Raw genomic sequence first — 24,229 nt, forward strand, 5'->3', positions numbered from 1 at the left:
TCGGTCCTTTCTCAGTATTTCGGCAGGTGGCGGGTTACAGCCAACCGGGCAGCACGAGCACGGCCCAGGCGATGGCCGGCCCGGCCACGACGACGATTCCGCTGTAGGCGAGAATCTGCTTGTAGAAGCGGTCCTTGTCCACGTCGTCGGGGGCGTTGGCAAGCACGAGAGCGCCATTGGTCGAGAACGGCGACACGTCCACGATGGTCGACGCGACGGCGAGCGCGCAGATCACGCCGATGGCGCTGATATCCCCGGTAGCGAGGAACGGCACGGCGAGCGGAATCAGCGCAGCCAGAATGGCCGTTGACGAGGCGAAGGCCGAGACGACGGCACCGATGTAGCAGATCAAGAGTGCCGCAAGCAGGGGCATGCCGAGGTTGGCCACCGCTCCCGATACGTATTCGATGGTGCCGGCCTCTTCGAGAACACCGACGAACGTGAGCATGCCGCAGATGAGCAGCACGGTCGACCAGCTGATCTTATTGACCGCGCCCTTCTGCGCCGCGGGCGAGACGAGGGCGAGGATGACGGCGATTGTGATGGCAACGAAGCCCACGTCAACCTTGAAGCCGAGCGCGATCACGGCGAGGGCGATGAGGCCGGCCACCGTCACAAGCTGAGGGATGCGCTCTCCTCGGGTGGCCGTGGCCGCCACTCCGTCGCCCGCGGGGTCGCGGGGGCCGTAGATGCCGGAGCCGAAGCCCTTGAACGCCACATCACCGCCGGCGCGCGCACCGACACTTACGGCCATGCGCGCTTCGGCGGCTTGCTCCACGAAATGTCCGACCCGGCTCGAGATAAGGTTTCGGCCACCGAGAACGATGAACAGCACGACGGCGATCAGAAAGTTAAAGATGAGGCTCGACAGAAACACCGCTGTGGGGCTCGCGTCGAGCCCGGTGGTCGAGATGAGGCTGTTCACGATCACGCCGTAGACGGCGATCGGCGAGAATCCGCCGCCCTGCGCGCCGTGGATCACCATCATGCCCATCAGCAGCGGGCTGATCTTGTACTTGCGGGCAAAGCCGAGCGCAATCGGCGCCACGATGGCCACCGCGGCCGGGGAAAGCGCACCGACGGCCGTGATCACGGCGGTGATCACGAACATCACCCAGGGGATGAGGGCCACCCGACCGCCGACGAGCCGCACTGCGCCGCGCACCAGCAGGTCGATCGTGCCGTTGCCCTGCGCAATCGCGAACAGGTACGTAACCCCGACGAGCGTGAGGAACAGCCCGCCCGGGAAGTTGGCGAGAATATCGGTGGTCTCCATGCCGAGAAAGACGGCACCGAGTAGAAAGGCACCCACGAAGGCCAGCGCACCCATGTTGACGGGCAAAAGCGTGGCGATCAGAAACATCACCGCCAGGATGATGATTGAGATGACGGGAGCGGACATCGTTGTTCCTCCATAGGTTCAGGTGAATGTGGGCTATTGGCTCACTGGACTAGCCTCCTAGACAGTAGGCGACTTTGTCAAGAGCCGTGTAACCTTGGGTCGAATACTGATGGGGAGGCAGACATGACGAGGGACGCAATACCCCAGCCGCTCATGCGCGTCACGAAACCACGCCTGTACGAACAGCTCGTGGCCCAGCTTCTCGCCTACATCGAGTCCGCCCACCTCGGCCCCGGCGACCTGTTACCCGCCGAGCGCGACCTCGCCGAACGCCTCGGCGTTTCCCGCGCCACGCTCGCCCAGGCCCTCGTGGCTCTCGAAGTGCTCGGCGTCATCGATGTTCAACACGGCACCGGCGCCGTTCTCGTCTACCGGCCGAGCATCGCAGCGGTGATCAGTGGGCTGCGGGAGCACCGCAACCGGCTGCCCGAGATTGTCGAAGCACGCACCACCCTCGAGGTCAAACTCGCCGAGCTCGCCGCGGAACGCCGAACGGATGCCGACCTGCTCGCGATCGAGGATGCGCTCCGGACGATGGCAGAGGAAATCGCCGTCGGCGACCGCGGGGCGCACGGCGACGAGCTCTTCCACCAAGCCGTCACTGCCGCTGCTCACTCCCCGGTGCTCGCCCAACTCATGACGTTCATCGCAGAGATGATACTCGAGACCCGGCTCGAATCCCTCGCTCAGCCGGGCCGGCCGGAGCAGTCCCTCGCCTCACACCGCACCATCACCGAGGCGATCCGGGCGCAGGACGCCACAGCGGCGACCGCGGCGATGCTCTCGCACATCGAGCTCGTCTCCGACGTAGCCCTGCTCAAGTAGGGGAGAACGGGCGTCCCGCCGCAGCCCGATCAGAGCGAGAGTAATCGAATAGTGGGCGCCACGGCCCAAGGTCACGGCATCGAGTCGGCCAGACGCGCCCAGCGCTGGCCGTGACCCGTGAGGGTCAGGGTGCGCGGTTCGTCGAGGTCGTGATCAAGGTCGAGAACGGATGCCGCCGCATCCGTTTCACGCGCTGCCTCCGCGCGACCCTGCGGTCGCTCGATCTCGATGTCCAGCCAGGATTCGGTGATGCCGTCGAGCAGGCCGCGGCCCCACTCGACCACCACGATGGAGCGGGCGAAATCAATGTCGAGGTCGTCGAGTTCCATGGCACTGCCGAGGCGGTAGGCGTCGACGTGCACGAACGGCGGCCCGCCGACCAAGCTTGGATGCGTGCGGGCCAGCACGAAGGTGGGGCTGGTGACGGCTCCGCGCACCTGCAGCCCCTCGCCCAGGCCGCGGGTGAGGGTGGTTTTGCCCGCCCCCAGCGGTCCGGTGAGCACGACGAGGTCCCCGGCCTGCAGGATGCCGGCGAGGATCACGCCGAAGCGATGCATCGCCACTGCATCCGCAATCGTACGAACGCGCTCAGCCATTGAGGTGCCGCCGGATCACCCGGTGCCCGATGCGGGTGACGATCTCGTAGTTGATCGTGCCCGCTGCATCGGCCCAGTCGGTGGCGCTCGGCGCACCGGTGGCCGGGTCGCCGAACAGCACGACCTCATCGCCGACGGCGACGCCGGGGTCGTCGGCGCCGAGGTTGACCACGAACTGGTCCATCGCGACCCGACCGACCAGGGGGTAGTTCTCTCCGTTGATGTGCACGAGCGCCGTTCCCGACGCCTGCCGGGGAATGCCGTCGGCGTAGCCGAGCGGCACGAGCACGAGGGTGGAATCCTGCGGCGCCCGCCACAGGTAATCGTAGGAGACACCGGCGCCGGCGCTCACCCGGCGTACCAGGGCCACCCGGCCGCGCAGGGTCATCGCCGGAACCAGCCCGAGATCGTCGCTGCTCGCATCCTCAAACGGCGACAGCCCGTACAGGGTGATGCCGAACCGCACCATGGTGAAACGGGCGGCCGGCAACCGCAGGGCCGCAGCCGACGACGCGAGGTGCACGAGCGTGGGGGTCAGGCCGGCGGCGCGGGCAACCGCAACGCCGCGTTCAAAACAGTCCAGGGCGTTCTGGTCGTCCTCGGCCGAGGCGTTGGCGAGGTGGCTCATCACACCGTCGACGCGCAGCAGGCCGACCCGCTCGAGGGCGGCGGCGAGCGCGAAGACGGCGGCCCAGTCGTATTCGTGCACGCCGTTGCGGCTCAAGCCGGTCTCGAGTTTCAGGTGAACGGATGCGGCCCTGCCGAGTTCCGCCGCTGCATCCGCTACCTGCTGCACCTGACGCACAGACGACAAGGCCAGGGTGACGTCGTCGTCGATGGCGGCGCTGAAATCAGCGTCGGGGTCGTGCAGCCAGGCCAGAATCGGTGCGTCGATGCCCGCGTCTCGCAGGGCCAGGGCCTCGTCGATGTCGGCGACGCCGAGCCAGTCCGCCCCGCCGGCCAGGGCGGCGCGCGCCACCGGAACGGCACCGTGCCCGTAGGCGTTGGCTTTGACCACCGCCATTGCGTGCGGGGTGCCGGCTACGGCGCGCAGGTGGGCCATGTTGTGGCGAATGGCGGCGAGGTCGATCACGGCCTCGCGAAAGCCGGTCACGCTTCACCCTCCGCGACGACGAAGGCGCAGGCCACGCCGGCGTCGTGGGTCATGGTGACGTGCACCCGGCTGATGCCGCGGTCGGTCAGCGCGTGCAGGGCAGCCCCGCTCAGCTTGAATTCGGGGTTGCCGTGCGGGTCGTTCACGATTTCCATCTCTTGCCAGGTGGCCCCCGCGCTGTCGCCGAGGGCCTTGATCAGGGCTTCCTTGGCGGCGAAGCGCGCCGCGAGGGAATGCACCGGCAGATTTCGTTCGTTTTCGGTGAACAACCGCGGCACGAGGCGCGGTGTGCGTTCGACCTGGCGGGTGAACCTCGCCAGGTCGACCACGTCAACCCCGATGCCCTTGATCACGCTGCTCGATTCAACGTGGCTTATTCGACCGTGACGGACTTGGCGAGGTTGCGCGGCTGGTCGACGTCGAGGCCCTTGGCGATCGCGAGCTCCATCGCGAACATCTGCAGCGGCACCACGGCCAGCAGCGGTTCGAACAGGGGGGCCGCGAGCGGAATGTGAATGACGGTGTCGGCAAACGGCAGCACGGCGGCGTCGCCGACCTCGGCGATGGCGATGATGCGGGCACCGCGGGCACGGATCTCCTGGATGTTGGAGACGACCTTCGGGTGCAGGTGGGCGGAGCCGCGCGGGCTCGGTACCACCACGAACACCGGCTGGCCGGGTTCGATCAGCGCGATCGGGCCGTGCTTGAGTTCTCCGGCGGCGAAGCCTTCGGCGTGGATGTAGGCGAGTTCCTTGAGCTTGAGCGCACCCTCGAGCGCGATCGGGAACCCGACGTGACGGCCGAGGAACAGCACAGCGCGGGTGTCGCTCATCCAGCGGGCCAGCTGACGCACCTCGTCTTCGACGCCGAGAACGGCCTGGATCTTCTCCGGAATGGCCTGCAGTTCGGCGACCTGCACGGCCTGTTCGGCCTCGGTGAGGCTGCCGCGCACGCGGGCCAGGTGCAGGGCGAACAGGTAGAGTGCGGTGATCTGGGCGACGAAGGCCTTGGTCGATGCCACTGCGACCTCGGGGCCGGCGTGCGTGTAGATGACGGCGTCGCTCTCGCGCGGGATGGTCGCACCCTGCGTGTTGCAGATGGAGATGGCCTTGGCACCGAGCGACATGGCGTACTTGACGGCCATGAGCGTGTCCATGGTCTCGCCGGACTGGCTGATCGAGATCACCAGGGTATCGGCGCTGAGCACCGGGTCGCGGTAGCGGAACTCGTGGCTCAGTTCAACGTCCACCGGCACCTGCGCCCATTTTTCAATGGCGTACTTGGCGGTCTGGCCGGCATACGCGGCCGTGCCGCAGGCGACGATGACGATGCGACGGATGCCCGCGAGCACGTCATCGCCGAACGCGGTCAGTTCGGGAACGACGACCTGGTCGTCATCGATGCGGCCGCGCAGGGTGTTGGCGACGGCGTCCGGCTGCTCGGAGACTTCCTTGGCCATGAAGCTGGACCAGCCGCCCTTTTCGCTGGCGGAGGCATCCCAGGCGATGTCGAACTCTTCCGTCTCGACGGGGTGACCGTCGAAGTCGGTGACGGTGACGGCATCCGCTGTGATCGTGATGATCTGGTCCTGGCCGATGGCGACGGCGCGGCGGGTGTATTCGACGAACGCGGCCACGTCGGAGCCGAGAAAGTTCTCGCCCTCGCCGAGGCCGATGACGAGCGGGGAGTTACGGCGGGCACCGACGACGACGCCGGGCTGGTCCTGGTGCACGGCGAGCAGCGTGAAGGCGCCGTCGAGACGGGCGACGATGATGCGGAAGGCTTCGGCGAGGTCGCCGACGCGCTGGTATTCGCGGCCGAGCAGCACCGCGGCGACCTCGGTGTCGGTCTCACTCAGAAAGGTGTATCCCTCATTGAGTAGTTCCTCGCGCAGGGGGGCGAAGTTCTCGATGATGCCGTTGTGGATGAGGGCGAGCTTGTTGTTGTCGCCGAGGTGCGGGTGCGCGTTTTCGTCGTTGGGTCCGCCGTGGGTGGCCCAGCGGGTGTGACCGATTCCGGTCGTGCCGTCGTTGATGGGGTGAGCCTTCAGCTCATTGGTGAGGGCCGACAGCTTGCCGGCCTTCTTGGCGGTGTTGAGTACACCGAACTCATCGATGACGGCTATTCCCGCGGAGTCGTACCCACGGTATTCGAGCCGTCCGAGCCCGCCCATGAGAACGTCAACGGTTTTATTGCTTCCGACATAACCTACGATTCCGCACATGGAAGTCGATTTTAGTCGGACTAAGCTTGGGGGAATGTCCGATCCGGTGCTGGCCCCTGTATTGAACGGTCACGGTACCCCTTTTGTGGAGCTCGACCGGGCCGACTGGGCGGCCCTCGCGCCGACCACTCTGCTGCCGCTGAAAGAAACCGAGATCGTGCAATTGCGCGGCATCGGCGAGCCGCTCGACATCAACGAGGTGACGGATGTCTACCTGCCGCTGAGCCGCCTGCTCAACCTCTACGCGGCCAATGCCCGCACACTGCACCGCGCGACCAGTGGATTCCTGGGCGAACGCGCCCGCCCGACCCCGTTCGTGATCGGTGTGGCCGGCTCCGTCGCGGTCGGTAAATCCACGACCGCCCGACTGCTGCGGAAGATGCTCGCCCGCTGGGACGACACCCCCCGGGTGGAACTGGTCACGACCGACGGGTTTTTGTTTCCGAACGCCGAGCTGAACCGCCGCGGGCTGATGGAACGCAAGGGTTTTCCGGAGTCCTACGACCGACGGGCCCTGCTGCGCTTTGTGAGCGCGGTCAAGAGCGGCGCCCCCGAGGTGCGCTCACCGTTCTACTCGCACCTCAGCTACGACATCGTGCCCGACGCGCAGATTGTGGTACGCCAGCCCGACATTCTCATTGTCGAGGGTCTCAACGTGCTGCAGCCGCCCGGCCCTGGGCACGGCCTCTCGGTCAGTGACCTGTTCGACTTCACCATCTACGTGGATGCCCGCACCCAGGACATTGCCCGCTGGTACGAGGAGCGTTTTCTCAAGCTGCAACGCGGCGCGTTCGCCAACCCCAACTCGTTCTTTCATCGTTACGCCGACCTCACCGAAGATGAGGCTCGCGGCAAGGCGCGCAGCATCTGGACCAGCATCAACCAGCCCAACCTGCTGCAGAATATTCGCCCCACCCGGTCGCGGGCGACCCTGGTGCTGCGCAAGGACCCCACGCACGCGGTCTCCACGGTGCTCCTGCGCAAGGTCTGACCCGTCCTGACAGGGACGGGCTAGAGGGCCAGGCGCTCGCGGACCACGTCGGCGAGGGAGTTCGCCAGGCGGTCGGCGGTGTGCTGGTCGGCGGCTTCCACCATGACCCGTACCATCGGCTCGGTGCCCGAGGGGCGCAGCAGCACGCGACCGGTGTCGCCAAGTTCGGCTTCAGCGGCGAGCACAGCCTCGGCGATGACGTCGTCGGCGCCGAGACCCTTGTGGTTGACTCCGCGCACGTTGACCAGAATCTGCGGGTACACGGTCATAACGGATGCCAGTTCGGCCAAGGTTTTACCGGTGCGCGCCATTTCGGCGACGAGGTGCAGCCCGGTGAGAATGCCGTCACCGGTAGTGGCGAACTTGGTCATGATGACGTGACCGCTCTGCTCGCCGCCGAGGGAATACCCGTGGGCGTTGAGTTCTTCGAGCACGTACCGGTCGCCGACCTTGGTCTGCACCATGGCGATGTCGTTGGCCGCCATCGCCTTGCGCAGGCCGAGGTTGCTCATCACGGTCGCGACCAGCGTGCGGTCTTTCAGCACACCGCGTTCGGCCATCGACACGGCGAGAATAGCCATGATCTGGTCGCCGTCGACGATGTTGCCGTCCTTGTCCACGGCCAGGCAACGGTCGGCGTCGCCGTCGTGGGCGATGCCGACGTCGGCGCCGTGCTCGAGCACGGCCTTGGCGAGGTTGTCGAGGTGGGTGGAGCCCACACCGTCGTTGATGTTGAGGCCGTCGGGGTCGGCGCCGATCACCGTGAGGCGAGCACCAGCATCCGTGAACACCTGAGGCGACACGCCGGCGGCGGCGCCGTGCGCGCAGTCCAGTACGACGTGGATGCCGTCGAGGCGGTGCGGCAGGGTGGTGAGCAGGTGCACCACGTAGCGGTCTTCGGCGTCAGCAAAGCGACGAATGCGTCCAACGTCGCCGGCGATCGGCATCAGCGTGTCGCGACCGATGTGGCTCTCGATGCGGTCCTCGACGTCGTCGGGAAGTTTGGTTCCGCCATAGGCGAAGATCTTGATGCCGTTATCGGGGGCCGCGTTGTGTGAGGCAGAAATCATCACACCGAAGTCGGCCCCGATGTCGTTGATCAGGAAGGCCGCGGCTGGCGTGGGGATGACGCCGGCGTCGAGAACATCGACACCGCTGGAGGCCAGGCCGGCCGAGACTGCAGCGGTCAGGAATTCACCGGAGATTCGCGGGTCGCGGGCGACCACGGCGACGGGCCGGCGGCCCGCTTCAAGACGTGCTTGGGCACGACGTCCCTTGGCCAGCACTGCGGCGCTGGCTTGGGCAAGGCTCAGGGCCAGGCCAGCCGTGAGATCACGGTTGGCCAGGCCCCGAACGCCGTCCGTGCCGAACAGACGAGTCATTTCGTCGTCGGCTATCGGGTTAGCGCTTGCTGAACTGAGGTGCCTTACGGGCCTTCTTGAGTCCGGCCTTCTTACGCTCCTTGACTCGAGCGTCGCGGCTGAGGAAGCCGTTCTTCTTGAGGATGGCACGGTTGTTCTCTTCGTCGATCAGGTTCAAGCAGCGTGCGATGCCGAGGCGAAGCGCGCCGGCCTGGCCGGACGGGCCACCACCGGTGATGCGGGCGATGACATCGTACGAGCCGAGCAGGTCGAGAACCTTGAACGGGTCGTTGATGAGCTGCTGGTGCAGCTTGTTCGGGAAGTAGTCAGCGAACTCGCGGCCGTTGACAACGATCGTGCCGGAGCCGGGGACGATGCGCACGCGGGCGATGGCCTGCTTGCGACGGCCGACGGCTGCGCCGGGAACGTTGAGGACGGCGCGGGGCGCCTTGGTTACGGTTTCGGCCGGAGTCTCGGTGGAGTAGCTCTCCGGAGCCTGGTCAATCTGGTCTGCGATCTTCGCCACGATGATGGGAATCCTTTTTATCCGTGTATCTAAGTATCTGAGAGTCGAGAAGTCTGGTTGCCGGCGCTACTGCGCGACCTGGCTGAGGGTGTACGGCTTGGGCTGCTGAGCGGAGTGCGGGTGCTCAGGGCCGGCGTAAACCTTCAGCTTGGTGAGCTGGGCGCGGCCGAGCGAGTTCTTCGGCAGCATGCCGCGGATCGCTTTTTCAACCGCACGGGTCGGGTGCTTCTCGAGCATCTCGGAGTAGTTGGTCGCCGTGAGGCCGCCCGGGTAACCGGAGTGGCGGTAGGCGATCTTCAGGTCGAGCTTCTTACCGGTCAGGGCAACCTTCTCGGCGTTGACGATGATGACGAAGTCGCCACCGTCCATGTGCGGGGAGAAGGTGGCCTTGTGCTTGCCGCGCAGCAGGATTGCCGCGTGGCTGGCCAGACGTCCGAGGACGATATCGGTGGCATCGATGACAACCCAGTCGTGCTGGAGTTCGCTTGCCTTGGGGGTGTAAGTGCGCGTCACTGTTGTGCTGCTTTCTTCTTTTTCGAACGGAGGTGTTCGTGAATCCCGCTCCGGGCGTGTTCTAAAGGAGAACACTGTCGATGGAGGGCTCACGTTCGGGTGCCGCGCTGCAACGCACAGACACCAAGAGTCAACACTAGTCGGAGGCGACCGTGGACGCAACTTGCCCAGGAAGCGAGCGCCGGTTGCGCGTGTCAATGGCGCGCTGCGCCAGGGACGCGTCGTCGGGGTAGCCGACGTCGATCAGGGTGAGGCCGTGCGCCTGCATCACCTTGAACTCGCTGATGCGGTGCTTGTCGAAGTGCAGGTGTGCGAGAGTGCTGCCGTCGAGGCGCCCCTCCCCCACGGCCACGCAGGCGCCGACCATGGCGCGCACCATGCTGTGGCAGAAGGCATCCGCTTTGATCGTGGCGATGATCAGGCCGTCGTCGTCGCGCGACCAGCGAAAGTCCTGCACGGTTCGGATGGTCGTCGCTCCGGGGCGCGGCTTGCAGTAGGCGGCGAAGTCGTGCAGGCCCACCAGTGTCGCGGCTGCGGCGTCCATGGCCGCGAGGTCGAGTTTAAACGGATGCCACGTGGTGCGCAGCCGCTGCTGCGGGTCGCGTAGGGCGAGGGGGTCGCTGATGCGGTATTCGTAACGGCGCCACATGGCCGAGAACCGGGCGTCGAAGCCGCCGGGCACGACCGTGGCGCGGCGCAGCACGATGTCGGGCTTGGTCACCAGGATGCCGCCGAGGCGGCGCAGCACGGCAGTGCCGAGGTCGACCGGCGGGCGGTTTCCGGTGCCGCGCTGGATGCGCACCAGGGAGTGCACCTGCTCGGCGGTGAGGTCGAAGTGGGCGACCTGCCCGCGGGCGTGCACCCCGGCATCCGTTCGGCCGGCGACGATCAGGGTGGGGTGCGGGGGAAAGCTCTGCAGAATGCCGGCAAGGCCATTTTCAATGTCGGCCTGAACGGTTCGAAAGCCCGGTTGGCGGGCCCAACCGGTAAAATCAGTGCCATCGTAGGAGAGGTCAAGACGGATGCGCGTGGAGCCGAGCGCAGCGTTCACGGCGCGGGGCACAAAAAGATTCACGAGGGTAAGCCTAGGCGGCGCGCTCGGGTTATCGTTGAAACCGGCCCATGGCCCACCCCCATAATGAGTGCCAAAGAAACCCTGTGTTGCCCATGACTCGTTCCCCGCGTTTGTTCCCATTCACCGGGAGAACTCGGCCAGCGACCGCCGCACTCGGGCCGGTCAACACTCCCCTGCTGGGGCCGACGAACGCCCCGCGCAGCTCTCGCCTGGCCGGCCTCGACGGCCTGCGCGCGCTCGCCGTCATTGCCGTCGCGCTGTACCATTTCTTTCCGGCGATGCTGCCCGGCGGTTTCATCGGCGTTGACGTTTTCTTCGTGATCAGTGGTTTTCTGATCACCGGACTGTTGGTCTCCGAGCACACCCGCACCGGGCGCATCTCGCTCCACCGGTTCTGGCAACGCCGCGCCCGCCGGCTGGTGCCCCCGCTCATTCCGGTCGTGCTGATCAGCTGCACCATCGCCTTCGTGATCGGCAGCGACGTGTTGGTCGGGCTCGGCGCGCAACTCGTCGGGGCCAGCACCTTCGGCTACAACTGGGTGTCGATCGCCAATGATGCGAGCTATTTCAGCGTCAACGAACCCGAACTGCTGCGCAACCTGTGGTCGCTCGCGGTGGAAGAACAGTTCTACCTGGTCTGGCCGCTGCTCCTGCTGGGCGTGCTGCTGATTGGCCGGCCGCGCGTTCGGCTGGCCATCGTCACCACGCTGTTTATCGCCTCGGCCCTGTGGATGGGCGTGCTGTACCAGCCCGGAGCGGACCCGACCCGGGTGTACTACGGCTCCGACACCCACAGTTTCGGCCTGTTCGCGGGCGCTGCCCTGGCCCTGCTGCTCCGTCGACCCAGCGGACAACGCAACGAAGTGCCCCGACTGCGTCCGTGGCTCGGCGGGGCTGCCATCCTGACGATCATCGCCTTCGCACTCTGGCTGCCGGAAGACGGCACCGCCACCTACCGCGGCGGCCTCGTCGCGGTCTCCGTCGCCACAGCCGTCGCCATCTGGGCGGGAGTGCGCGGCGGCCGGTTCGGGCGTCTGCTCGACGCGGCCCCGCTCCGCTACCTCGGAGAGCGCTCCTACGGCATCTACCTGTGGCACTGGCCGATCCTCGTACTGGTGCAGCTGCTCTGGCCGGCATCGTCCCGCGCGAGCAGCCTGCTGCCGATCGGCCTCGTTGCCACGGTCATCACCCTGGTCTTCGCCGCAGTGTCGTACCGCTGGCTGGAAGTGCCGATCCGGCAGGTCGGCGTGCGCGGCAGCATCCGTCAGATCGGTGCGCTGTGGACCGGACCCACCCGTCGCCGCCGCCTGATCGCTGCGACGGCCGCCCTGTCGCTGCTGCTGGTCGGCGGCACCACCGCCGCCGTCGTGGCCGCGCCGGCGCAGACCACGGCGCAACTCCGCATCGAACGGGGCCAACGGGCAATGGATGCCGCGGCCCGGGCCGCCGCGCAGGCTGCGGCCTCCGAGGCTGCCCGCCAGGCCACCGCGACCCCAGCCCTGGTCGACGGACCGATCACCGCGATCGGCGACTCCGTCATGCTCGCGTCGGCTCCGGAATTGCAGGCGACCTTCGCGGGCATGACCGTTGACGCGTCGGTCTCCCGCGGGATGTATTCCGCAGATGACATATTGCTGGCGCTCGAGGCGGCGGGCCAGTTGCAGCCGGTTGTGGTGATCGGGCTCGGCACCAACGGGCCGATCACGACCAGCGAACTCACCGAGATTCTGCGCATTCTCGGGCCCGACCGGCAGCTCGTGCTCGTGAACGCCTACGCCGAACGGGATTGGACCGACGGCGTCAACGCCAGCCTCGCCGAGTTCGCTTCGGGCAATCGCCGGGTCGAACTCGCGAGCTGGCACGACGTGATCGCGGGGCGACTCGACCTGCTGGCCGGCGATCACGTGCACCCGGGGCCGACCGGCGGCCAGCTCTACGCCGACGAGGTGCATGCCGCGGTTCAGCGTCTGGCGGCGGTGCCGCCGCTGCCGGACACCAGCTGGTTGATGCGTGATCGCGACGCGCCAAGTTCGCCGCCCTACCGCTGACACTTCAGAACTCGAGCACGTAGGCGAGCTCCCGGTTGGTGGCGAAGAAGCCCATGCCCGTATACAGGTCGAGCGCGCCGGTCGGGCTCGCCGAGTCCACGTCGAGGGTGGCCCGCTCGTGCCCGGCGGCCCGGCTGGCGGCCAGCTGCGCGGCCAACAGGGCCTGCGCGATGTGGCGGCCGCGCCATCCGCTCAGCACGCCGACCAGTCCGATGTAGCTGCTGCGGTAGCCGGCCGCTGCCCAGTCGTCTTCGTTCACGCTCGACATGACAAAGCCAACGACGTGTTCACTGCCGTCGGGCTCGGTCGCGAACGCCACGAACGAAAGGTCGTTGGTGAACGACGGCCCGGTGACGTACGCGTTCCAGCTCTCGTCGGGAATGGGCTGGCTGGACCAGTGATCCATGAAGGCGGCATCACGCGCGGCGTGCACAGCCGCCGACAGCTCGGGCGTATACCCGGCCACGCGGATGCCCGCGCCCACCGTGACCTCGCGGATCGGGTCGGTGAGCAGGCGGTCGAGGGTGAGAAAGTAGCGCGTGCAGGCCAGACCGAACCGTGCGTAGAGGCGCCCGTTCTGGGGTGCACGCTCGTCAGAGAACGTGGAGATCCAGCCTGGGAGCATCTTGCCAGAGGTGGCCAGTTGCTGGTGGGCGCGGGCGACCTGCCAGCCCAGCAGCTCACGGCCGATGCCCCGGCCGCGCAGCGCGGGCAGTACCCCGCCGCTCAGGTTGGCTTTCACCAGGGTTTCCTGCCCGGGCTGCAGCACGACCAGGCCGTCGGCGACGACGTGACCGTCGGCGTCGAGAGCGACGAGGGTGTCGGTCGCCGGGTCGACGAACGAGAAGTCGAAGATCTCGGCGATCTGATCCCGCTCCAGCACATAGTTGGGGTGGTCGGCCCGGCCGATTGCCTTCTCCAGCTCCCAGATGGCGTCGATATCGTCGGACGTCGCCGGGCGCCACAGTGCGACCTCGGCATGCTCAGGAACGGGCAGCTGCGCGGGAGCGGTCACGCGCGCAGAGAGTGGAGTCGTGTGATCGGTCATGCTTCACCCTATCCGCGCCGTCCCGAACGGGGCCAGGTCTAGAACTCGAGCGTGTACGCCATCTTCTTGTGGGTGGGCACGAAACCCATGCCGGTATACAGGCCGAGGGCGCCGGTGGGGCTGGCAGAGTCCACCGCGAGGGTCACCCGCTCGTGGCCGAGTGCCTGCCCGGCAGCCAGCTGGGCGGCCAGGAGGGATTGCGCGATGTGGCGGCCGCGCCATCCGCTCAAGACGCCGACCAGGTCGATATAGCTGCCGGTGAACCCCTGCATGGCCCAGATATTCTCATTCGCTGTCGAGAGCACGAAGCCGACGACCTGCTCGGTGCCGGCCGCGTCGGTGCCGTAAGCCACGAATGACAGGTCGGGGCGAAACCATTTTCCGCCCACGAAGGCATTCCAGTTTTCGTCACTCATCGGCTGGCTGCCCCAGTGGTCCATGAAGGAGTCATCTCGGGTGCGGTGCACCTCGGCCGAGACCGCCGCGGTATACGCGGCGACACGGATGCCGGTGGCCGGGTCGATCACGCGCACCGGCGCATCCAATGGGCGTTCGAGGGTGAGAAAATAGCGCGCGAGGCTGAGGCCGGCGTGCTCGAACAGGGCGGCGTTCTGCGGGGAACGTTCGTCGGCGTAGCTGAGGATCCAGCCGGGCAGCGTCGTGGTCGAGCTCGCTAGCTGCTGTTTCGCCCGGCCGAGCTGCCACTCCAGCAGCTGGCGGCCGATGCCCCGGCCGCGCAGTCGGGGGTGTACGCCGCCGATCGGCATCGAGCGCACGAGGCTGACCTGGCGGGGCGGGAACATGACCATGCCGACCGCGAGGATGCTGCCGGCGGCGTCGATGCCCACGAGCGAATCGAGCTCCGCATGAAAGTGGGAGTAGCCGAAGTCGGCGGCGATCGCACCGCGAGCCGTGAGGTAGTTGGGGTGGTCGACTTCGCCCATGGCCCGGCGCAGCTGCCAGATGCCGTCGATGTCGGCGGTGGTGGCGGGCCGCCACGCCGCGACATCCGGGTGCTGCGGAAGAACCGGAGCCGGGGCGACCCCCACGCGTTCGGCCAACGAAGTCTCGTGTAGATCCATCCCCCAACCCTATCTTTCGTCGAGAGCGCAAAAAGTGCCCGATTGAGCGATCCAATCGGGCACTTTTTGCGCTCTCGCGAGCGGGGGTGATGCTACTTCTTGTCGGCCTCTGCTGCTGCGTCTTCGACGACGACATCGTCAGCTACGACGTCCTCGACTACGACGTCCTCGGACCCAATGGGGGTCGCGGCGACGGTCGCGGTCTTGGAGCGCTTGACCTTGGGGGTCAGGGGCTCGAGAACGAGCTCCATCTGCACCATGGACGCGTTGTCACCCTTGCGGAAACCGAGCTTCGTGATGCGGGTGTAACCGCCCTGACGCTCGTTGACCTGCGGGGCGATGACCGTGAACAGCTCGTGCACGACGGACTTGTCGGTGATCGTCGCGAGGACGCGACGACGGGCGTGCAGGTCGCCGCGCTTGGCGAACTGCACCATGCGCTCGGCGAGCGGACGCAGGCGCTTGGCACGGGTCTCGGTCGTCTTGATCGACTTGTGGGTGAACAGGGCCGCGGCCAGGTTCGCAAGCATGAGGCGCTCGTGCGCCGGGCCGCCACCGAGACGGGGGCCCTTTGTGGGCTTAGGCATTGGTATTCTCCAGTATCAAAAAATCGAAAGGCAGCGTTGAAGCGCGAGCCTTAGTTGGTCTCTTCTTCGTAGCCGCTGTAGAAGTGCGCGCCGTCGAATCCGGGAACCGAATCCTTCAGGGACAGGCCGAGCTCAACGAGCTTGTCCTTCACTTCGTCAACCGACTTCTGCCCGAAGTTGCGGATGTTCATCAGCTGGGTCTCCGACAGGGCGACCAGTTCGCTGACGTTGTTGATGCCTTCGCGCTTGAGGCAGTTGTACGAGCGCACCGACAGGTCGAGGTCTTCGATCGGAATCGAAAGCTCGGTCGAGAGCACGGCGTCAACCGGCGCGGGGCCGATCTCGATGCCCTCGGCGGCGGTGTTGAGCTCGCGGGCCAGACCGAACAGCTCGGTCAGGGTGCGGCCAGAGGATGCGATGGCGTCGCGAGGCGAGATAGCCGACTTGGTCTCCACGTCAACGACGAGGCGGTCGAAGTCAGTGCGCTCACCGGCACGAGTTGCCTCGACGCGGTAGGTCACCTTGAGCACGGGCGAGTAGATCGAGTCGACCGGAATCTGGCCGGCCTCGGAGAACTCGTTGCGGTTCTGGGTGCTGGAGACGTAACCACGTCCACGCTCAATGGTCAGTTCGAGTTCGAACTTCGCCTTGTCGTTGAGGGTTGCGATGACCAGTTCGGGGTTGTGCACCTCGACGCCGGCGGGAGCCGAAATGTCAGCGGCGGTGACCTGGCCGGCACCCTGCTTGCGCAGGTACGCGGTGATCGGCTCGTCGTGCTCGCTCGAGACGACAAGTCCCTTGATGTTCAGGATGATCTCAGTGACATCTTCCTTCACCCCGGGAACGGTGCTGAACTCGTGCAGCACGCCATCGATACGGATGCTGGTTACAGCAGCGCCCGGGATCGAGGAGAGCAGGGTACGGCGAAGCGAGTTGCCGAGGGTGTAGCCGAAGCCAGGTTCGAGCGGCTCAATGATGAACCGTGAACGGAACTCCGAGATGTTCTCTTCGGTGAGCGTTGGACGCTGTGCAATAAGCACTGTTGATTCCTTTCGGCTAAGTGTCCGCTATATGACACTTGCAATGACGAGAGAGTGAAAAGTTGAAAGAAAAGAGTCCCGACGGGCTCGGCAGCAACGAAGTGCCGAGCCCGTCGAGATACAGCGAGTGCTTTAGACGCGGCGGCGCTTCGGCGGACGGCATCCGTTGTGAGCCTGGGGCGTCACGTCGTTGATCGAACCGACCTCGAGGCCAGCGGCCTGCAGTGAACGGATCGCGGTCTCGCGGCCTGAGCCGGGTCCCTTGACGAACACGTCGACCTTCTTCATGCCGTGTTCCTGCGCCTGGCGGGCGGCCGACTCGGCGGCCAGCTGTGCGGCGAAGGGGGTCGACTTGCGCGAACCCTTGAAACCAACCTGGCCCGACGAGGCCCAGCTGATGACGGCACCGGTCGTGTCGGTGATCGACACGATCGTGTTGTTGAAGGTGCTCTTGATGTGGGCCTGGCCCACAGCAATGTTCTTCTTTTCTTTCTTACGCGGCTTCCGTACGGCCGACTTGGGTTGTGCCATGAATTTCTCCTGAATCCTAAAGGCGTTAGCGGGCTAGGCCGAGGGCCTAGCGCGCCTTCTTCTTGCCGGCTACGGTGCGCTTCGGGCCCTTGCGGGTGCGAGCGTTGGTCTTGGTGCGCTGTCCGCGAACGGGCAGGCCCTTGCGGTGGCGAATGCCCTCGTAGCTGCCAATTTCAACCTTGCGGCGGATGTCAGCGGCAACCTCACGGCGGAGGTCACCCTCAACCTTGAAGGAACCCTCGACGTAGTCACGGAGAAGGACGAGCTGGTCGTCGCTCAAATCCTTGACGCGGATGTTTCCGTCGATTTCAGTGTCGGCGAGGGTCTTGAGGGCCCTCGTACGGCCAACACCGTAAATGTAAGTCAATGCAACTTCCACGCGCTTATCGCGCGGGATGTCGACGCCGGCTAGACGTGCCATTGTGTCTCCTGTTAGTGATGGAGGTCTGTAACAGCTCCTGTACACCGGCCTCCAACCGATGGTGTCACCCTCACGGGCTCCCGGAACTGCTAGTAAATATTCAGTTATTCAGGTAAATCTCGAAGGGAGACTTAACCCTGGCGCTGCTTGTGACGCGGGTTCTCGCAGATGACCATCACGTTGCCGTTACGGCGGATGACCTTGCACTTGTCACAGATCTTTTTGACGCTGGGCTTGACCTTCATGGTGATTCCTTGTTTTTCGCTGTCTTCGTACCCGCGGGATGCCGAGGGCCGTTACTTACAGCAGTCGTTACTTGTAGCGGTAGACGATCCGGCCGCGGGTCAGGTCGTACGGGCTGAGTTCTACGATCACGCGGTCCTCCGGGAGGATGCGGATGTAGTGCTGGCGCATCTTGCCCGAGATGTGGGCAAGAACTCGGTGGCCGTTTGACAGCTCAACGCGAAACATCGCGTTGGGCAGAGCTTCGACTACTGCGCCCTCGATTTCGATGACACCGTCTTTTTTGGCCATACCCTCACTGTCGCTCTGTATTGATTGCTGGTCATGCGGGATTGATGCCTGACACGCCACAAAAGACGACACCAGACACCAAAGATCAAGCTTATGGTATGAGATTGCCTTTTGGCAATTCAGTCCTATAATCTCCCGCGCACCAGCGTCCCCGACTCGGCGGAAGCAGGTATGGCCGCAGGAGTCAGGGGCGCCGGTGGGCGCGGCTCGGGTTCTGGTGCAGCGGCTCACCCGCTGGGCTGCGGCGATGTCCCGGGTGACCGCGTCAAACAGCGGATGCCCCGGCGCCAGCCCGCAGACCACCTCCGCAATCCGCGGCGCGGCTTCCCCGGCCAGCAGGCGTTGAAACTCGGCGCTCTGCGAATCGCCGGGTAGGTCGAAGCGGAAAGCCGCGCGAATCGCCTCCAGCAGGGATACCGCGCTCCCGCCGGAACTGGCGAGCACCCCCGCCGACCGAGCCGACGTGCACCTGATGGACCAGTAGCTACGCGATCAGCCAGCTACGGAATTGGGACGGGAACGATTCCGAACTGGGCGAGGCCGGAAGCTCCGCCGTCCTCGGCGGTGAGCACCCAGATGCCGTCCTTGTGCACGGCGACGCTGTGCTCCCAGTGCGCTGCGGCCTTGCCGTCGCTCGTGGCGACGGTCCAGTCGTCGTCGCGGGTGTAGGTGTCGATCGAGCCGAGCACGACCATCGGCTCGATGGCCACCACGAGGCCCGGCTTCACATCCGGGCCCTTCTGGCGCACGCGGTAGTTGAACACCGGCGGGGCTTCGTGCATGGAGCGGCCGATGCCGTGGCCGACATAGTCGGTGAGGATGCCGTAGGTGCCCTGCGACTCGATGTAGTCCTCGATGGCGTCGCCGACCTCGTTCAGGTGGCGCGCGGTGTGCAGGCGGGCGATACCGTGCCAGAGCGACTGCTCGGTCACGTCGGACAGCTTTTGGCGCTCCGCCACGATCTCGGGCCTCGAGGCGTCGGGCAGCACGAAGCTGAACGCGGCGTCCCCATTCCAGCCTTCGATGATCGCTCCGCTGTCGATCGAGACGATATCGCCGGCGCCGAGGCGACGTGCAGACGGGATCCCGTGCACGACGTCGTCGTTCACCGAGGCGCACACAGTGTGGTGGTAGCCCTGTTCGAGTTTGAAGTTCGGCTTACCGCCGAGCAGGGCGATGGCGGCCTCAGCAGCGGCATCAAGCTCGAGGGTGGTCGCGCCGATGACCATGGCCGCGCGGGCAGCTTTGAGCGATGCCGCGGTGGCCAGACCCGGTGCCACCATGAGGCGCAGCTGGGCTGGGTTCTTGTAGATGGAACGTCGAAGACTCACTGATTTCCTACAAACTAGCTCCGAGAACGGGAGCGATTATTCAATTGGTGCTGCACATGATGATGGGCCGGGCCTTTCGGCCCAGCCCCAAACTGTTGCTAGAGAGTGCTGCTGCCCTGGAGCAGGCCGCGTTCGGCCAGCGCAGCGAGAATGCGGTCGGTGACCACTTCAACGGCACCGAGGCCGTCGATGGTGACGACGAGGCCGCGGGCGCTGTACACATCGATGAGCGGAGCGGTCTGCTCAGCGTAGACGTCAAGACGGTGACGGATGACCTCGGCAGTGTCGTCCGCGCGGCCCTGCTCGGCTGCACGCTTCAGCAGTCGGGCGACAACCTCGTCGGTGTCGGCGGTGATCAGAACGACCACGTCGAGCTGGGTGCCGCCGGCAACGAGCAGGCGGTCGAGTTCAACGACCTGATCGGTTGTGCGCGGGTAGCCGTCCAGCAGAAAACCGTTGGTGGCATCCGCTTCTTTCAGACGGTCAGCGACGATCGCGTTGGTGAGGGTGTCCGGCACGTAGGCGCCGGCATCCATGAACGACTTGACCTCGAGCCCCAGCGGGGTGTTGTTGGTCACGTTGTAGCGAAAGATGTCACCGGTGGAAATAGCGGGAACGTCGAAGGCGAGCGCCAGACGCTCCGCCTGGGTGCCTTTGCCCGCGCCGGGCGGGCCGATCAGTAGTAAGCGCGTCATTTAAGAAGCCCCTCATAGTGTCGCTGTTGCAGTTGCGAGTCGATCTGCTTGACCGTCTCGAGCCCCACGCCGACGACGATGAGAATGCTCGCGCCGCCGAACGGAAAGTTCTGGTCGGCGCCGATAACCGAGAACGCGATCAACGGGATGAGCGCGATCAGGCCCAGATAGATCGAGCCGGGGAGCGTGATGCGGGTCAGCACGAAGTCGAGGTACTCAGCGGTCGGGCGGCCGGCGCGAATGCCGGGAATGAACCCGCCGTACTTCTTCATGTTGTCGGCGACTTCTTCGGGGTTGAACGTGATGGCCACGTAGAAGTAGGTGAAGCCGATGATGAGCAGGAAGTACATGACCATATACAGCGGCTGGTCGCCGCCGGTGAGGTTCTGCGAGATCCAGACTACCCAGGCCGGCGCTTCGGTTCCGGCGGCCGGCTGGTTGAACTGCGCGAGCAGGGCTGGCAGGTACAGCAGCGAGGAGGCAAAGATCACGGGGATCACGCCGGCCATGTTGACCTTGATCGGAATGTAGGTGTTGTTGCCGCCGTAGGTGCGTCGGCCGACCATGCGCTTGGCGTACTGCACCGGTATTCGCCGCTGCGATTGCTCGACGAAGACCACGCCGGCGACCACCAATATTCCGACGATCAGAACGATGATGAGGGTGTCGGGACCCTGCTGCTGGCCGATCGAGGCAAGCGAGCCGGGGAACAGGGCGGCAATCGAGATGAAGATCATAAGCGACATGCCGTTGCCGACGCCGCGTTCGGTGACGAGCTCACCCATCCACATGATGACGCCGGTGCCGGCGGTCATCGTGATGACCATGAGCATGATGGCATACCAGGCGTCGTTGGTGATCAGCTGCGTGCACTCGGTGCTGGCGGATGTCCCGAACAGGGCGCCGCTTCGAGCCACCGTGATCAGCGTGGTCGACTGCAGAATACCCAGGGCGATGGTGAGGTAACGCGTGTACTGGGTCAGAGTGCTCTGGCCCGATGCACCCTCTTTGTAGAGGGTGTCGAAGTGGGGGATGACCACGCGCAGCAACTGCACGATGATCGAGGCCGTGATGTACGGCATGATGCCGAGCGCAAAGACGCTCAACTGCAGCAGGGCACCACCACTGAACAGGTTGACGAGCTCGTAGAGGCCGCTCGTGCCCTGGTTGGCTGCGAGACACAGCTGCACATTGCCGAAGTCCACGAACGGGGCCGGTACGAACGAGCCCAGACGGAACAGAGCAATGATGCCCAGGGTGAAGCCGATCTTCTTACGAAGGTCGGGTGTGCGGAAGATCCGCGCAATGGCGCTAAACAAAAAGGCCTCCAGATTTTTACGCAGATCGACAGTGCATGTCGATGTAAAGCGGCAGATCGACTTAAAACGATCGAGCTTGTCGAATCACACCAAACGATTTACTCGATTGACGGATTCGACAAGCTCGATTGAGCGTCTACGGACTTACTTTACAGCTCCACCCGCGGCGACAATTTTCTGCTCAGCTGAAGCAGAGACCTTGTCGACCGTCACGTTCAGCTTAACGGTAATTTCACCGGTTCCAAGAACCTTGACTTTTTCGTTGTCACGAACGGCACCCTTGGCGATCAGGCTGGCAATGGTGACATCGCCGCCGTCCGGATAGAGCAGTTCGAGCTTTTCCAGGTTGACAACCTGGTACTCGACGCGGAACGGGTTCTTAAATCCACGCAGTTTCGGGGTGCGCATGTGCAGAGGCATCTGCCCACCCTCGAAGCCGACGCGCACGCTGTAGCGTGCCTTCGTGCCCTTGGTGCCTCGACCCGCGGTCTTACCCTTGGATCCTTCACCACGGCCAACGCGCTGGCGGGCCTTCTTCGCTCCGGGTGCCGGGCGAAGGTGGTGTACCTTCAGCACGTGCTCGCGGGGCTCAGTGGGCTCTGCTGCAACGGCTGCCTTTTTGGGGGCAGCAGCCTTCTTCGGTGCTGCGGCCTTTTTGGGGGCAGCAGCCTTCAATGCGCCGGGCTTGTCGGCTACCTTGGTAGCTTCCTTCTCGTCAGCCATTAGTCAATCTCCTCGACCTTTACGAGGTGAGCGACGGTGTTGACGTAGCCACGGTTCTGCGAGTTGTCCTCGCGGATGGTGACGGCGCCAATGCGTCGCAGACCCAGGCTGCGAAGAGTGTCGCGCTGGTTCTGCTTCTCACTAATTTTGGACTTGATCTGTGTGATCTTCAGCTGGGCCATCAGGCACCTGCCTTCGCGGTTGCGGCCGCTGCAGCTGCAGCGGCGTCGGCACGAAGAAAACGGGCCGGAGCCACGTCTTCATAGGCGAGGCCACGGCGAGCCGCAACCGCACGCGGCTCTTCGAGCTGGTGCAGTGCCTCGACCGTGGCGTGCACGATGTTGATGGTGTTCGACGAACCGAGCGACTTGCTCAGCACGTCGTGGATGCCAGCGCATTCGAGTACGGCGCGCACCGGGCCACCGGCGATAACGCCGGTACCTGCTGCTGCCGGACGAAGCAGAACGACGCCGGCTGCGGCTTCACCCTGCACGGGGTGCGGGATGGTCAGGCCAACGCGAGGAACGCGGAAGAAGTTCTTCTTCGCTTCTTCGACGCCCTTGGAGATAGCGGTCGGGACCTCGCGGGCCTTACCGTATCCAACGCCGACCAGGCCGTTACCGTCGCCGACGACGACGAGAGCGGTGAAGCTGAAGCGACGACCACCCTTGACGACCTTCGACACGCGGTTGATGGTGACGACGCGCTCCAGGAACTGGCTCTTGTCGGCATCGCGGCTTCCGCGGTCCTTGTTCGGGTTGCGCTCACGGCCACCACGACGAGCCTCGCGAGGCTCGTTCTGCGGCGGGGTCGTGGAGGCAGCGGTTTCAACCGGCGCCTCGGCAACGGCAGCAACAGGTGCTGTGGTTTCGATCTTTTCAGTGCTCACAGGTTCAATCCACCCTCTCGAGCTCCCTCAGCGATGGCTGCGACGCGTCCTGCGTACTTGCTGCCACCACGGTCAAATACAACGGCTTCGATGCCGGCGGCTTTCGCACGCTCAGCAACAAGCTCACCGACCTTGCGGGCCTTGGCGGTCTTGTCACCATCGAAGGTGCGCAAGTCCGTTTCGAGCGTGGATGCCGACGCAAGGGTGAAACCCTTGCTGTCGTCGACGACCTGCACGAATACGTGGCGAGCCGAGCGCGTGACGACGAGGCGCGGGCGAAGCGCCGTTCCCTCGATCTTCTTGCGAAGACGTGTGTGACGACGTCCGCGGGCTGCGGCCTTGCTCTTGCCTCTAGTTCCGAGTCCCATGGTTACTTACCGCTCTTTCCGGCCTTGCGGCGAACAATCTCGCCGGCGTAACGCACACCCTTGCCCTTGTAGGGCTCTGGCTTGCGAATCTTACGGATGTTGGCGGCAACCTCGCCGACGGCCTGCTTGTCGATTCCGCTGACCGTGAGCTTGTTGACGCTCTCAACGGTCAAAACGATTCCGACGGGCGGCTCGACGACGACCGGGTGCGAGAAGCCGAGGGCGAACTCAACGGAGGTGCCCTTCTGCGCCGCGCGGTAACCGGTACCGACGATTTCGAGACCCTTGGTGTAACCAACGGTTACGCCGATGATCTGGTTGTTGATCAGGGTGCGGGTCAGACCGTGCAGCGAACGCGACTGGCGCTCGTCGTTCGGACGGGTGACGAGAACGTGACCGTCCTCGATCGACACCGAGATGGGGTTGGAAACGACGAGCGCGAGCTCGCCCTTCGGGCCCTTGACGGAGACGGCCTGGCCGTCAGCCACAACCGTGACCCCAGCGGGGATCGGGATGGGGAGTCTTCCAATACGTGACATTCTCAGTTACCACACGTAGGCGAGAACTTCTCCGCCTACGCCCTTCTTCTCAGCCTGGCGGTCGGTGAGCAGACCGCTGGAGGTGGACAGGATGGCAACGCCGAGGCCGCCGAGAACCGTGGGGATCTCAGTCGACTTTGCGTACACGCGGAGGCCGGGCTTGGAAACCCGCTTGATGCCTACGATGGAGCGCTCGCGGTTCGGACCGAACTTGAGGTCCAGGGTGAGGGTCTTGCCTACTGTTGCATCCTTGACGGTCCAGGCGGAGATGTAACCCTGAGCCTTGAGGATGTCAGCGATGTGCGCTTTCAATTTGCTATGCGGCATCGACACGGTGTCGTGGTACGCCGAGTTCGCGTTGCGCAGTCTGGTCAGCATGTCTGCGACCGGATCTGTCATTGTCATTTTGTGGTGCCTTTCTCGCCTGGTTTCGCCCATCCGTTACAC

At 65.1% G+C, this 24,229-nt stretch carries 29 protein-coding genes; 3 read left to right on the plus strand and 26 right to left on the minus strand.

The annotated features are described in order from the left end of the window. Nucleotides 1-34: 34 nt before the first annotated feature. Nucleotides 35-1,402 (minus strand): SLC13 family permease, encoded by a 1,368-nt coding sequence (locus E3T29_RS10190; protein ID WP_134345326.1) that lies wholly within the window; start codon nucleotides 1,400-1,402, stop codon nucleotides 35-37. A gap of 123 nt (nucleotides 1,403-1,525) precedes the next feature. On the opposite strand from E3T29_RS10190, the gene E3T29_RS10195 reads away from it, so the two are divergent. Beyond that, complete coding sequence (locus E3T29_RS10195; RefSeq protein ID WP_134345327.1) at nucleotides 1,526-2,227, plus strand: FadR/GntR family transcriptional regulator; 702 nt, start codon at nucleotides 1,526-1,528, stop codon at nucleotides 2,225-2,227. Between the two features lie 71 nt (nucleotides 2,228-2,298). Here the strand turns inward: E3T29_RS10195 and tsaE are convergent, their stop codons facing one another. Genes tsaE through glmS form a run of 4 tightly spaced genes read right to left on the minus strand, consistent with a single transcriptional unit; the run spans nucleotide 2,299 to nucleotide 6,161 of the window. Then, nucleotides 2,299-2,823, minus strand: a complete 525-nt coding sequence (gene tsaE, locus E3T29_RS10200; protein ID WP_198417745.1) for a tRNA (adenosine(37)-N6)-threonylcarbamoyltransferase complex ATPase subunit type 1 TsaE — start codon at nucleotides 2,821-2,823, stop codon at nucleotides 2,299-2,301. After that, nucleotides 2,816-3,886: an alanine racemase gene (gene alr, locus E3T29_RS10205; protein WP_134345392.1), complete on the minus strand. Its 1,071-nt coding sequence runs from the start codon at nucleotides 3,884-3,886 to the stop codon at nucleotides 2,816-2,818. The genes tsaE and alr overlap by 8 nt, the downstream gene beginning before the upstream one ends. A 47-nt stretch (nucleotides 3,887-3,933) precedes the next feature. Then, the gene (locus tag E3T29_RS10210; protein ID WP_134345328.1) at nucleotides 3,934-4,290 is read right to left on the minus strand and encodes a holo-ACP synthase; all 357 of its coding nucleotides are present in this window, start codon (nucleotides 4,288-4,290) and stop codon (nucleotides 3,934-3,936) included. Between the two features lie 20 nt (nucleotides 4,291-4,310). After that, nucleotides 4,311-6,161, minus strand: a complete 1,851-nt coding sequence (glmS, locus tag E3T29_RS10215) for a glutamine--fructose-6-phosphate transaminase (isomerizing) (RefSeq protein WP_134345329.1) — start codon at nucleotides 6,159-6,161, stop codon at nucleotides 4,311-4,313. 34 nt (nucleotides 6,162-6,195) lie between these two features. Here glmS and coaA point away from each other — a divergent pair, with 34 nt between their 5' ends. Further along, nucleotides 6,196-7,152, plus strand: coding sequence for a type I pantothenate kinase (gene coaA / locus E3T29_RS10220; RefSeq protein ID WP_092339409.1), 957 nt, complete (start codon nucleotides 6,196-6,198; stop codon nucleotides 7,150-7,152). Between the two features lie 20 nt (nucleotides 7,153-7,172). Here the strand turns inward: coaA and glmM are convergent, their stop codons facing one another. The 4 genes from glmM to truA form a co-directional block, all read right to left on the minus strand. After that, a complete protein-coding gene (gene glmM / locus E3T29_RS10225; protein WP_134345330.1) occupies nucleotides 7,173-8,534 on the minus strand; it encodes a phosphoglucosamine mutase in 1,362 nt (453 codons plus the stop codon). Between the two features lie 19 nt (nucleotides 8,535-8,553). Continuing rightward, nucleotides 8,554-9,039: a 30S ribosomal protein S9 gene (gene rpsI, locus E3T29_RS10230; RefSeq protein WP_092107287.1), complete on the minus strand. Its 486-nt coding sequence runs from the start codon at nucleotides 9,037-9,039 to the stop codon at nucleotides 8,554-8,556. A 66-nt stretch (nucleotides 9,040-9,105) separates the two neighbouring features. Beyond that, the gene (gene rplM, locus E3T29_RS10235) at nucleotides 9,106-9,552 is read right to left on the minus strand and encodes a 50S ribosomal protein L13 (protein WP_092107284.1); all 447 of its coding nucleotides are present in this window, start codon (nucleotides 9,550-9,552) and stop codon (nucleotides 9,106-9,108) included. A 136-nt stretch (nucleotides 9,553-9,688) separates the two neighbouring features. Continuing rightward, a complete protein-coding gene (gene truA / locus E3T29_RS10240) occupies nucleotides 9,689-10,627 on the minus strand; it encodes a tRNA pseudouridine(38-40) synthase TruA (RefSeq protein ID WP_241987754.1) in 939 nt (312 codons plus the stop codon). Nucleotides 10,628-10,719: 92 nt separating this feature from the next. Here truA and E3T29_RS10245 point away from each other — a divergent pair, with 92 nt between their 5' ends. Then, nucleotides 10,720-12,675 carry an acyltransferase family protein gene (locus E3T29_RS10245; protein WP_166792376.1) on the plus strand — a complete coding sequence of 652 codons (1,956 nt, stop codon included), beginning with the start codon at nucleotides 10,720-10,722 and terminating at the stop codon, nucleotides 12,673-12,675. A gap of 4 nt (nucleotides 12,676-12,679) precedes the next feature. On the opposite strand, the gene E3T29_RS10250 is transcribed toward E3T29_RS10245, so the two are convergent. The 17 genes from E3T29_RS10250 to rpsH all read right to left on the minus strand — a co-directional run bounded on the left by E3T29_RS10250 (nucleotide 12,680) and on the right by rpsH (nucleotide 24,187). Next, nucleotides 12,680-13,723, minus strand: coding sequence for a GNAT family N-acetyltransferase (locus tag E3T29_RS10250; protein ID WP_134345333.1), 1,044 nt, complete (start codon nucleotides 13,721-13,723; stop codon nucleotides 12,680-12,682). Between the two features lie 38 nt (nucleotides 13,724-13,761). After that, nucleotides 13,762-14,805 (minus strand): GNAT family N-acetyltransferase, encoded by a 1,044-nt coding sequence (locus E3T29_RS10255; protein WP_134345334.1) that lies wholly within the window; start codon nucleotides 14,803-14,805, stop codon nucleotides 13,762-13,764. Between the two features lie 92 nt (nucleotides 14,806-14,897). Beyond that, entirely contained in the window at nucleotides 14,898-15,392 is a 495-nt protein-coding gene (rplQ, locus tag E3T29_RS10260; RefSeq protein ID WP_134345335.1) for a 50S ribosomal protein L17, read from the minus strand. 50 nt (nucleotides 15,393-15,442) lie between these two features. After that, entirely contained in the window at nucleotides 15,443-16,432 is a 990-nt protein-coding gene (locus E3T29_RS10265; protein WP_092339419.1) for a DNA-directed RNA polymerase subunit alpha, read from the minus strand. Between the two features lie 132 nt (nucleotides 16,433-16,564). After that, nucleotides 16,565-16,963 (minus strand): 30S ribosomal protein S11, encoded by a 399-nt coding sequence (gene rpsK, locus E3T29_RS10270; protein ID WP_035834641.1) that lies wholly within the window; start codon nucleotides 16,961-16,963, stop codon nucleotides 16,565-16,567. A gap of 46 nt (nucleotides 16,964-17,009) precedes the next feature. Beyond that, nucleotides 17,010-17,384 (minus strand): 30S ribosomal protein S13, encoded by a 375-nt coding sequence (gene rpsM / locus E3T29_RS10275; protein WP_134345336.1) that lies wholly within the window; start codon nucleotides 17,382-17,384, stop codon nucleotides 17,010-17,012. Between the two features lie 131 nt (nucleotides 17,385-17,515). After that, a complete protein-coding gene (gene rpmJ / locus E3T29_RS10280; RefSeq protein WP_035834639.1) occupies nucleotides 17,516-17,629 on the minus strand; it encodes a 50S ribosomal protein L36 in 114 nt (37 codons plus the stop codon). Between the two features lie 67 nt (nucleotides 17,630-17,696). Next, nucleotides 17,697-17,918, minus strand: coding sequence for a translation initiation factor IF-1 (infA, locus tag E3T29_RS10285; protein ID WP_035834638.1), 222 nt, complete (start codon nucleotides 17,916-17,918; stop codon nucleotides 17,697-17,699). 500 nt (nucleotides 17,919-18,418) lie between these two features. Continuing rightward, nucleotides 18,419-19,201: a type I methionyl aminopeptidase gene (gene map / locus E3T29_RS10290; protein ID WP_134345393.1), complete on the minus strand. Its 783-nt coding sequence runs from the start codon at nucleotides 19,199-19,201 to the stop codon at nucleotides 18,419-18,421. Nucleotides 19,202-19,347: 146 nt separating this feature from the next. Then, nucleotides 19,348-19,944 (minus strand): adenylate kinase, encoded by a 597-nt coding sequence (locus tag E3T29_RS10295; RefSeq protein ID WP_134345337.1) that lies wholly within the window; start codon nucleotides 19,942-19,944, stop codon nucleotides 19,348-19,350. Next, nucleotides 19,941-21,263 carry a preprotein translocase subunit SecY gene (gene secY, locus E3T29_RS10300; protein WP_134345338.1) on the minus strand — a complete coding sequence of 441 codons (1,323 nt, stop codon included), beginning with the start codon at nucleotides 21,261-21,263 and terminating at the stop codon, nucleotides 19,941-19,943. Before secY ends, E3T29_RS10295 begins: the two co-directional genes overlap by 4 nt. A gap of 144 nt (nucleotides 21,264-21,407) precedes the next feature. Then, nucleotides 21,408-21,986 (minus strand): 50S ribosomal protein L15, encoded by a 579-nt coding sequence (rplO, locus tag E3T29_RS10305; protein ID WP_134345339.1) that lies wholly within the window; start codon nucleotides 21,984-21,986, stop codon nucleotides 21,408-21,410. Continuing rightward, complete coding sequence (gene rpmD, locus E3T29_RS10310) at nucleotides 21,986-22,168, minus strand: 50S ribosomal protein L30 (RefSeq protein ID WP_066597599.1); 183 nt, start codon at nucleotides 22,166-22,168, stop codon at nucleotides 21,986-21,988. The genes rplO and rpmD overlap by 1 nt, the downstream gene beginning before the upstream one ends. Beyond that, entirely contained in the window at nucleotides 22,168-22,875 is a 708-nt protein-coding gene (rpsE, locus tag E3T29_RS10315; protein ID WP_369827303.1) for a ribosomal protein S5, read from the minus strand. Before rpsE ends, rpmD begins: the two co-directional genes overlap by 1 nt. Further along, nucleotides 22,872-23,243 (minus strand): 50S ribosomal protein L18, encoded by a 372-nt coding sequence (gene rplR, locus E3T29_RS10320; protein ID WP_092107252.1) that lies wholly within the window; start codon nucleotides 23,241-23,243, stop codon nucleotides 22,872-22,874. Before rplR ends, rpsE begins: the two co-directional genes overlap by 4 nt. A gap of 2 nt (nucleotides 23,244-23,245) precedes the next feature. Beyond that, nucleotides 23,246-23,782, minus strand: coding sequence for a 50S ribosomal protein L6 (gene rplF / locus E3T29_RS10325; protein WP_092339429.1), 537 nt, complete (start codon nucleotides 23,780-23,782; stop codon nucleotides 23,246-23,248). A 6-nt stretch (nucleotides 23,783-23,788) separates the two neighbouring features. Further along, on the minus strand, nucleotides 23,789-24,187 hold the full coding sequence (gene rpsH / locus E3T29_RS10330) for a 30S ribosomal protein S8 (protein ID WP_092107248.1): 399 nt from the start codon (nucleotides 24,185-24,187) through the stop codon (nucleotides 23,789-23,791). Between the last annotated feature and the right edge of the window lie 42 nt (nucleotides 24,188-24,229).

The sequence above is a fragment of the Cryobacterium sp. TMT1-66-1 genome, from assembly GCF_004403435.1.
GTDB classification, from domain to species: Bacteria; Actinomycetota; Actinomycetes; order Actinomycetales; family Microbacteriaceae; genus Cryobacterium; species Cryobacterium flavum.

Coding starts and splice junctions, on each gene's coding strand:
- E3T29_RS10190 (WP_134345326.1), bottom strand. CDS start 1,402: ATGTCCGCTCCCGTCATCTCAATCATCATCCTGGCGGTGATGTTTCTG.
- E3T29_RS10195 (WP_134345327.1), top strand. CDS start 1,526: ATGACGAGGGACGCAATACCCCAGCCGCTCATGCGCGTCACGAAACCA.
- tsaE (WP_198417745.1), bottom strand. CDS start 2,823: ATGGCTGAGCGCGTTCGTACGATTGCGGATGCAGTGGCGATGCATCGC.
- alr (WP_134345392.1), bottom strand. CDS start 3,886: ATGGCCCACCTGCGCGCCGTAGCCGGCACCCCGCACGCAATGGCGGTG.
- glmS (WP_134345329.1), bottom strand. CDS start 6,161: ATGTGCGGAATCGTAGGTTATGTCGGAAGCAATAAAACCGTTGACGTT.
- coaA (WP_092339409.1), top strand. CDS start 6,196: ATGTCCGATCCGGTGCTGGCCCCTGTATTGAACGGTCACGGTACCCCT.
- glmM (WP_134345330.1), bottom strand. CDS start 8,534: ATGACTCGTCTGTTCGGCACGGACGGCGTTCGGGGCCTGGCCAACCGT.
- E3T29_RS10245 (WP_166792376.1), top strand. CDS start 10,720: ATGACTCGTTCCCCGCGTTTGTTCCCATTCACCGGGAGAACTCGGCCA.
- E3T29_RS10250 (WP_134345333.1), bottom strand. CDS start 13,723: ATGACCGATCACACGACTCCACTCTCTGCGCGCGTGACCGCTCCCGCG.
- E3T29_RS10255 (WP_134345334.1), bottom strand. CDS start 14,805: ATGGATCTACACGAGACTTCGTTGGCCGAACGCGTGGGGGTCGCCCCG.
- rplQ (WP_134345335.1), bottom strand. CDS start 15,392: ATGCCTAAGCCCACAAAGGGCCCCCGTCTCGGTGGCGGCCCGGCGCAC.
- rpsK (WP_035834641.1), bottom strand. CDS start 16,963: ATGGCACAACCCAAGTCGGCCGTACGGAAGCCGCGTAAGAAAGAAAAG.
- rpsM (WP_134345336.1), bottom strand. CDS start 17,384: ATGGCACGTCTAGCCGGCGTCGACATCCCGCGCGATAAGCGCGTGGAA.
- rpmJ (WP_035834639.1), bottom strand. CDS start 17,629: ATGAAGGTCAAGCCCAGCGTCAAAAAGATCTGTGACAAGTGCAAGGTC.
- infA (WP_035834638.1), bottom strand. CDS start 17,918: ATGGCCAAAAAAGACGGTGTCATCGAAATCGAGGGCGCAGTAGTCGAA.
- map (WP_134345393.1), bottom strand. CDS start 19,201: ATGGTGGCACCGGGTCTGGCCACCGCGGCATCGCTCAAAGCTGCCCGC.
- E3T29_RS10295 (WP_134345337.1), bottom strand. CDS start 19,944: ATGACGCGCTTACTACTGATCGGCCCGCCCGGCGCGGGCAAAGGCACC.
- rplO (WP_134345339.1), bottom strand. CDS start 21,986: ATGGCTGACGAGAAGGAAGCTACCAAGGTAGCCGACAAGCCCGGCGCA.
- rpmD (WP_066597599.1), bottom strand. CDS start 22,168: ATGGCCCAGCTGAAGATCACACAGATCAAGTCCAAAATTAGTGAGAAG.
- rplR (WP_092107252.1), bottom strand. CDS start 23,243: ATGGGACTCGGAACTAGAGGCAAGAGCAAGGCCGCAGCCCGCGGACGT.
- rplF (WP_092339429.1), bottom strand. CDS start 23,782: ATGTCACGTATTGGAAGACTCCCCATCCCGATCCCCGCTGGGGTCACG.
- rpsH (WP_092107248.1), bottom strand. CDS start 24,187: ATGACAATGACAGATCCGGTCGCAGACATGCTGACCAGACTGCGCAAC.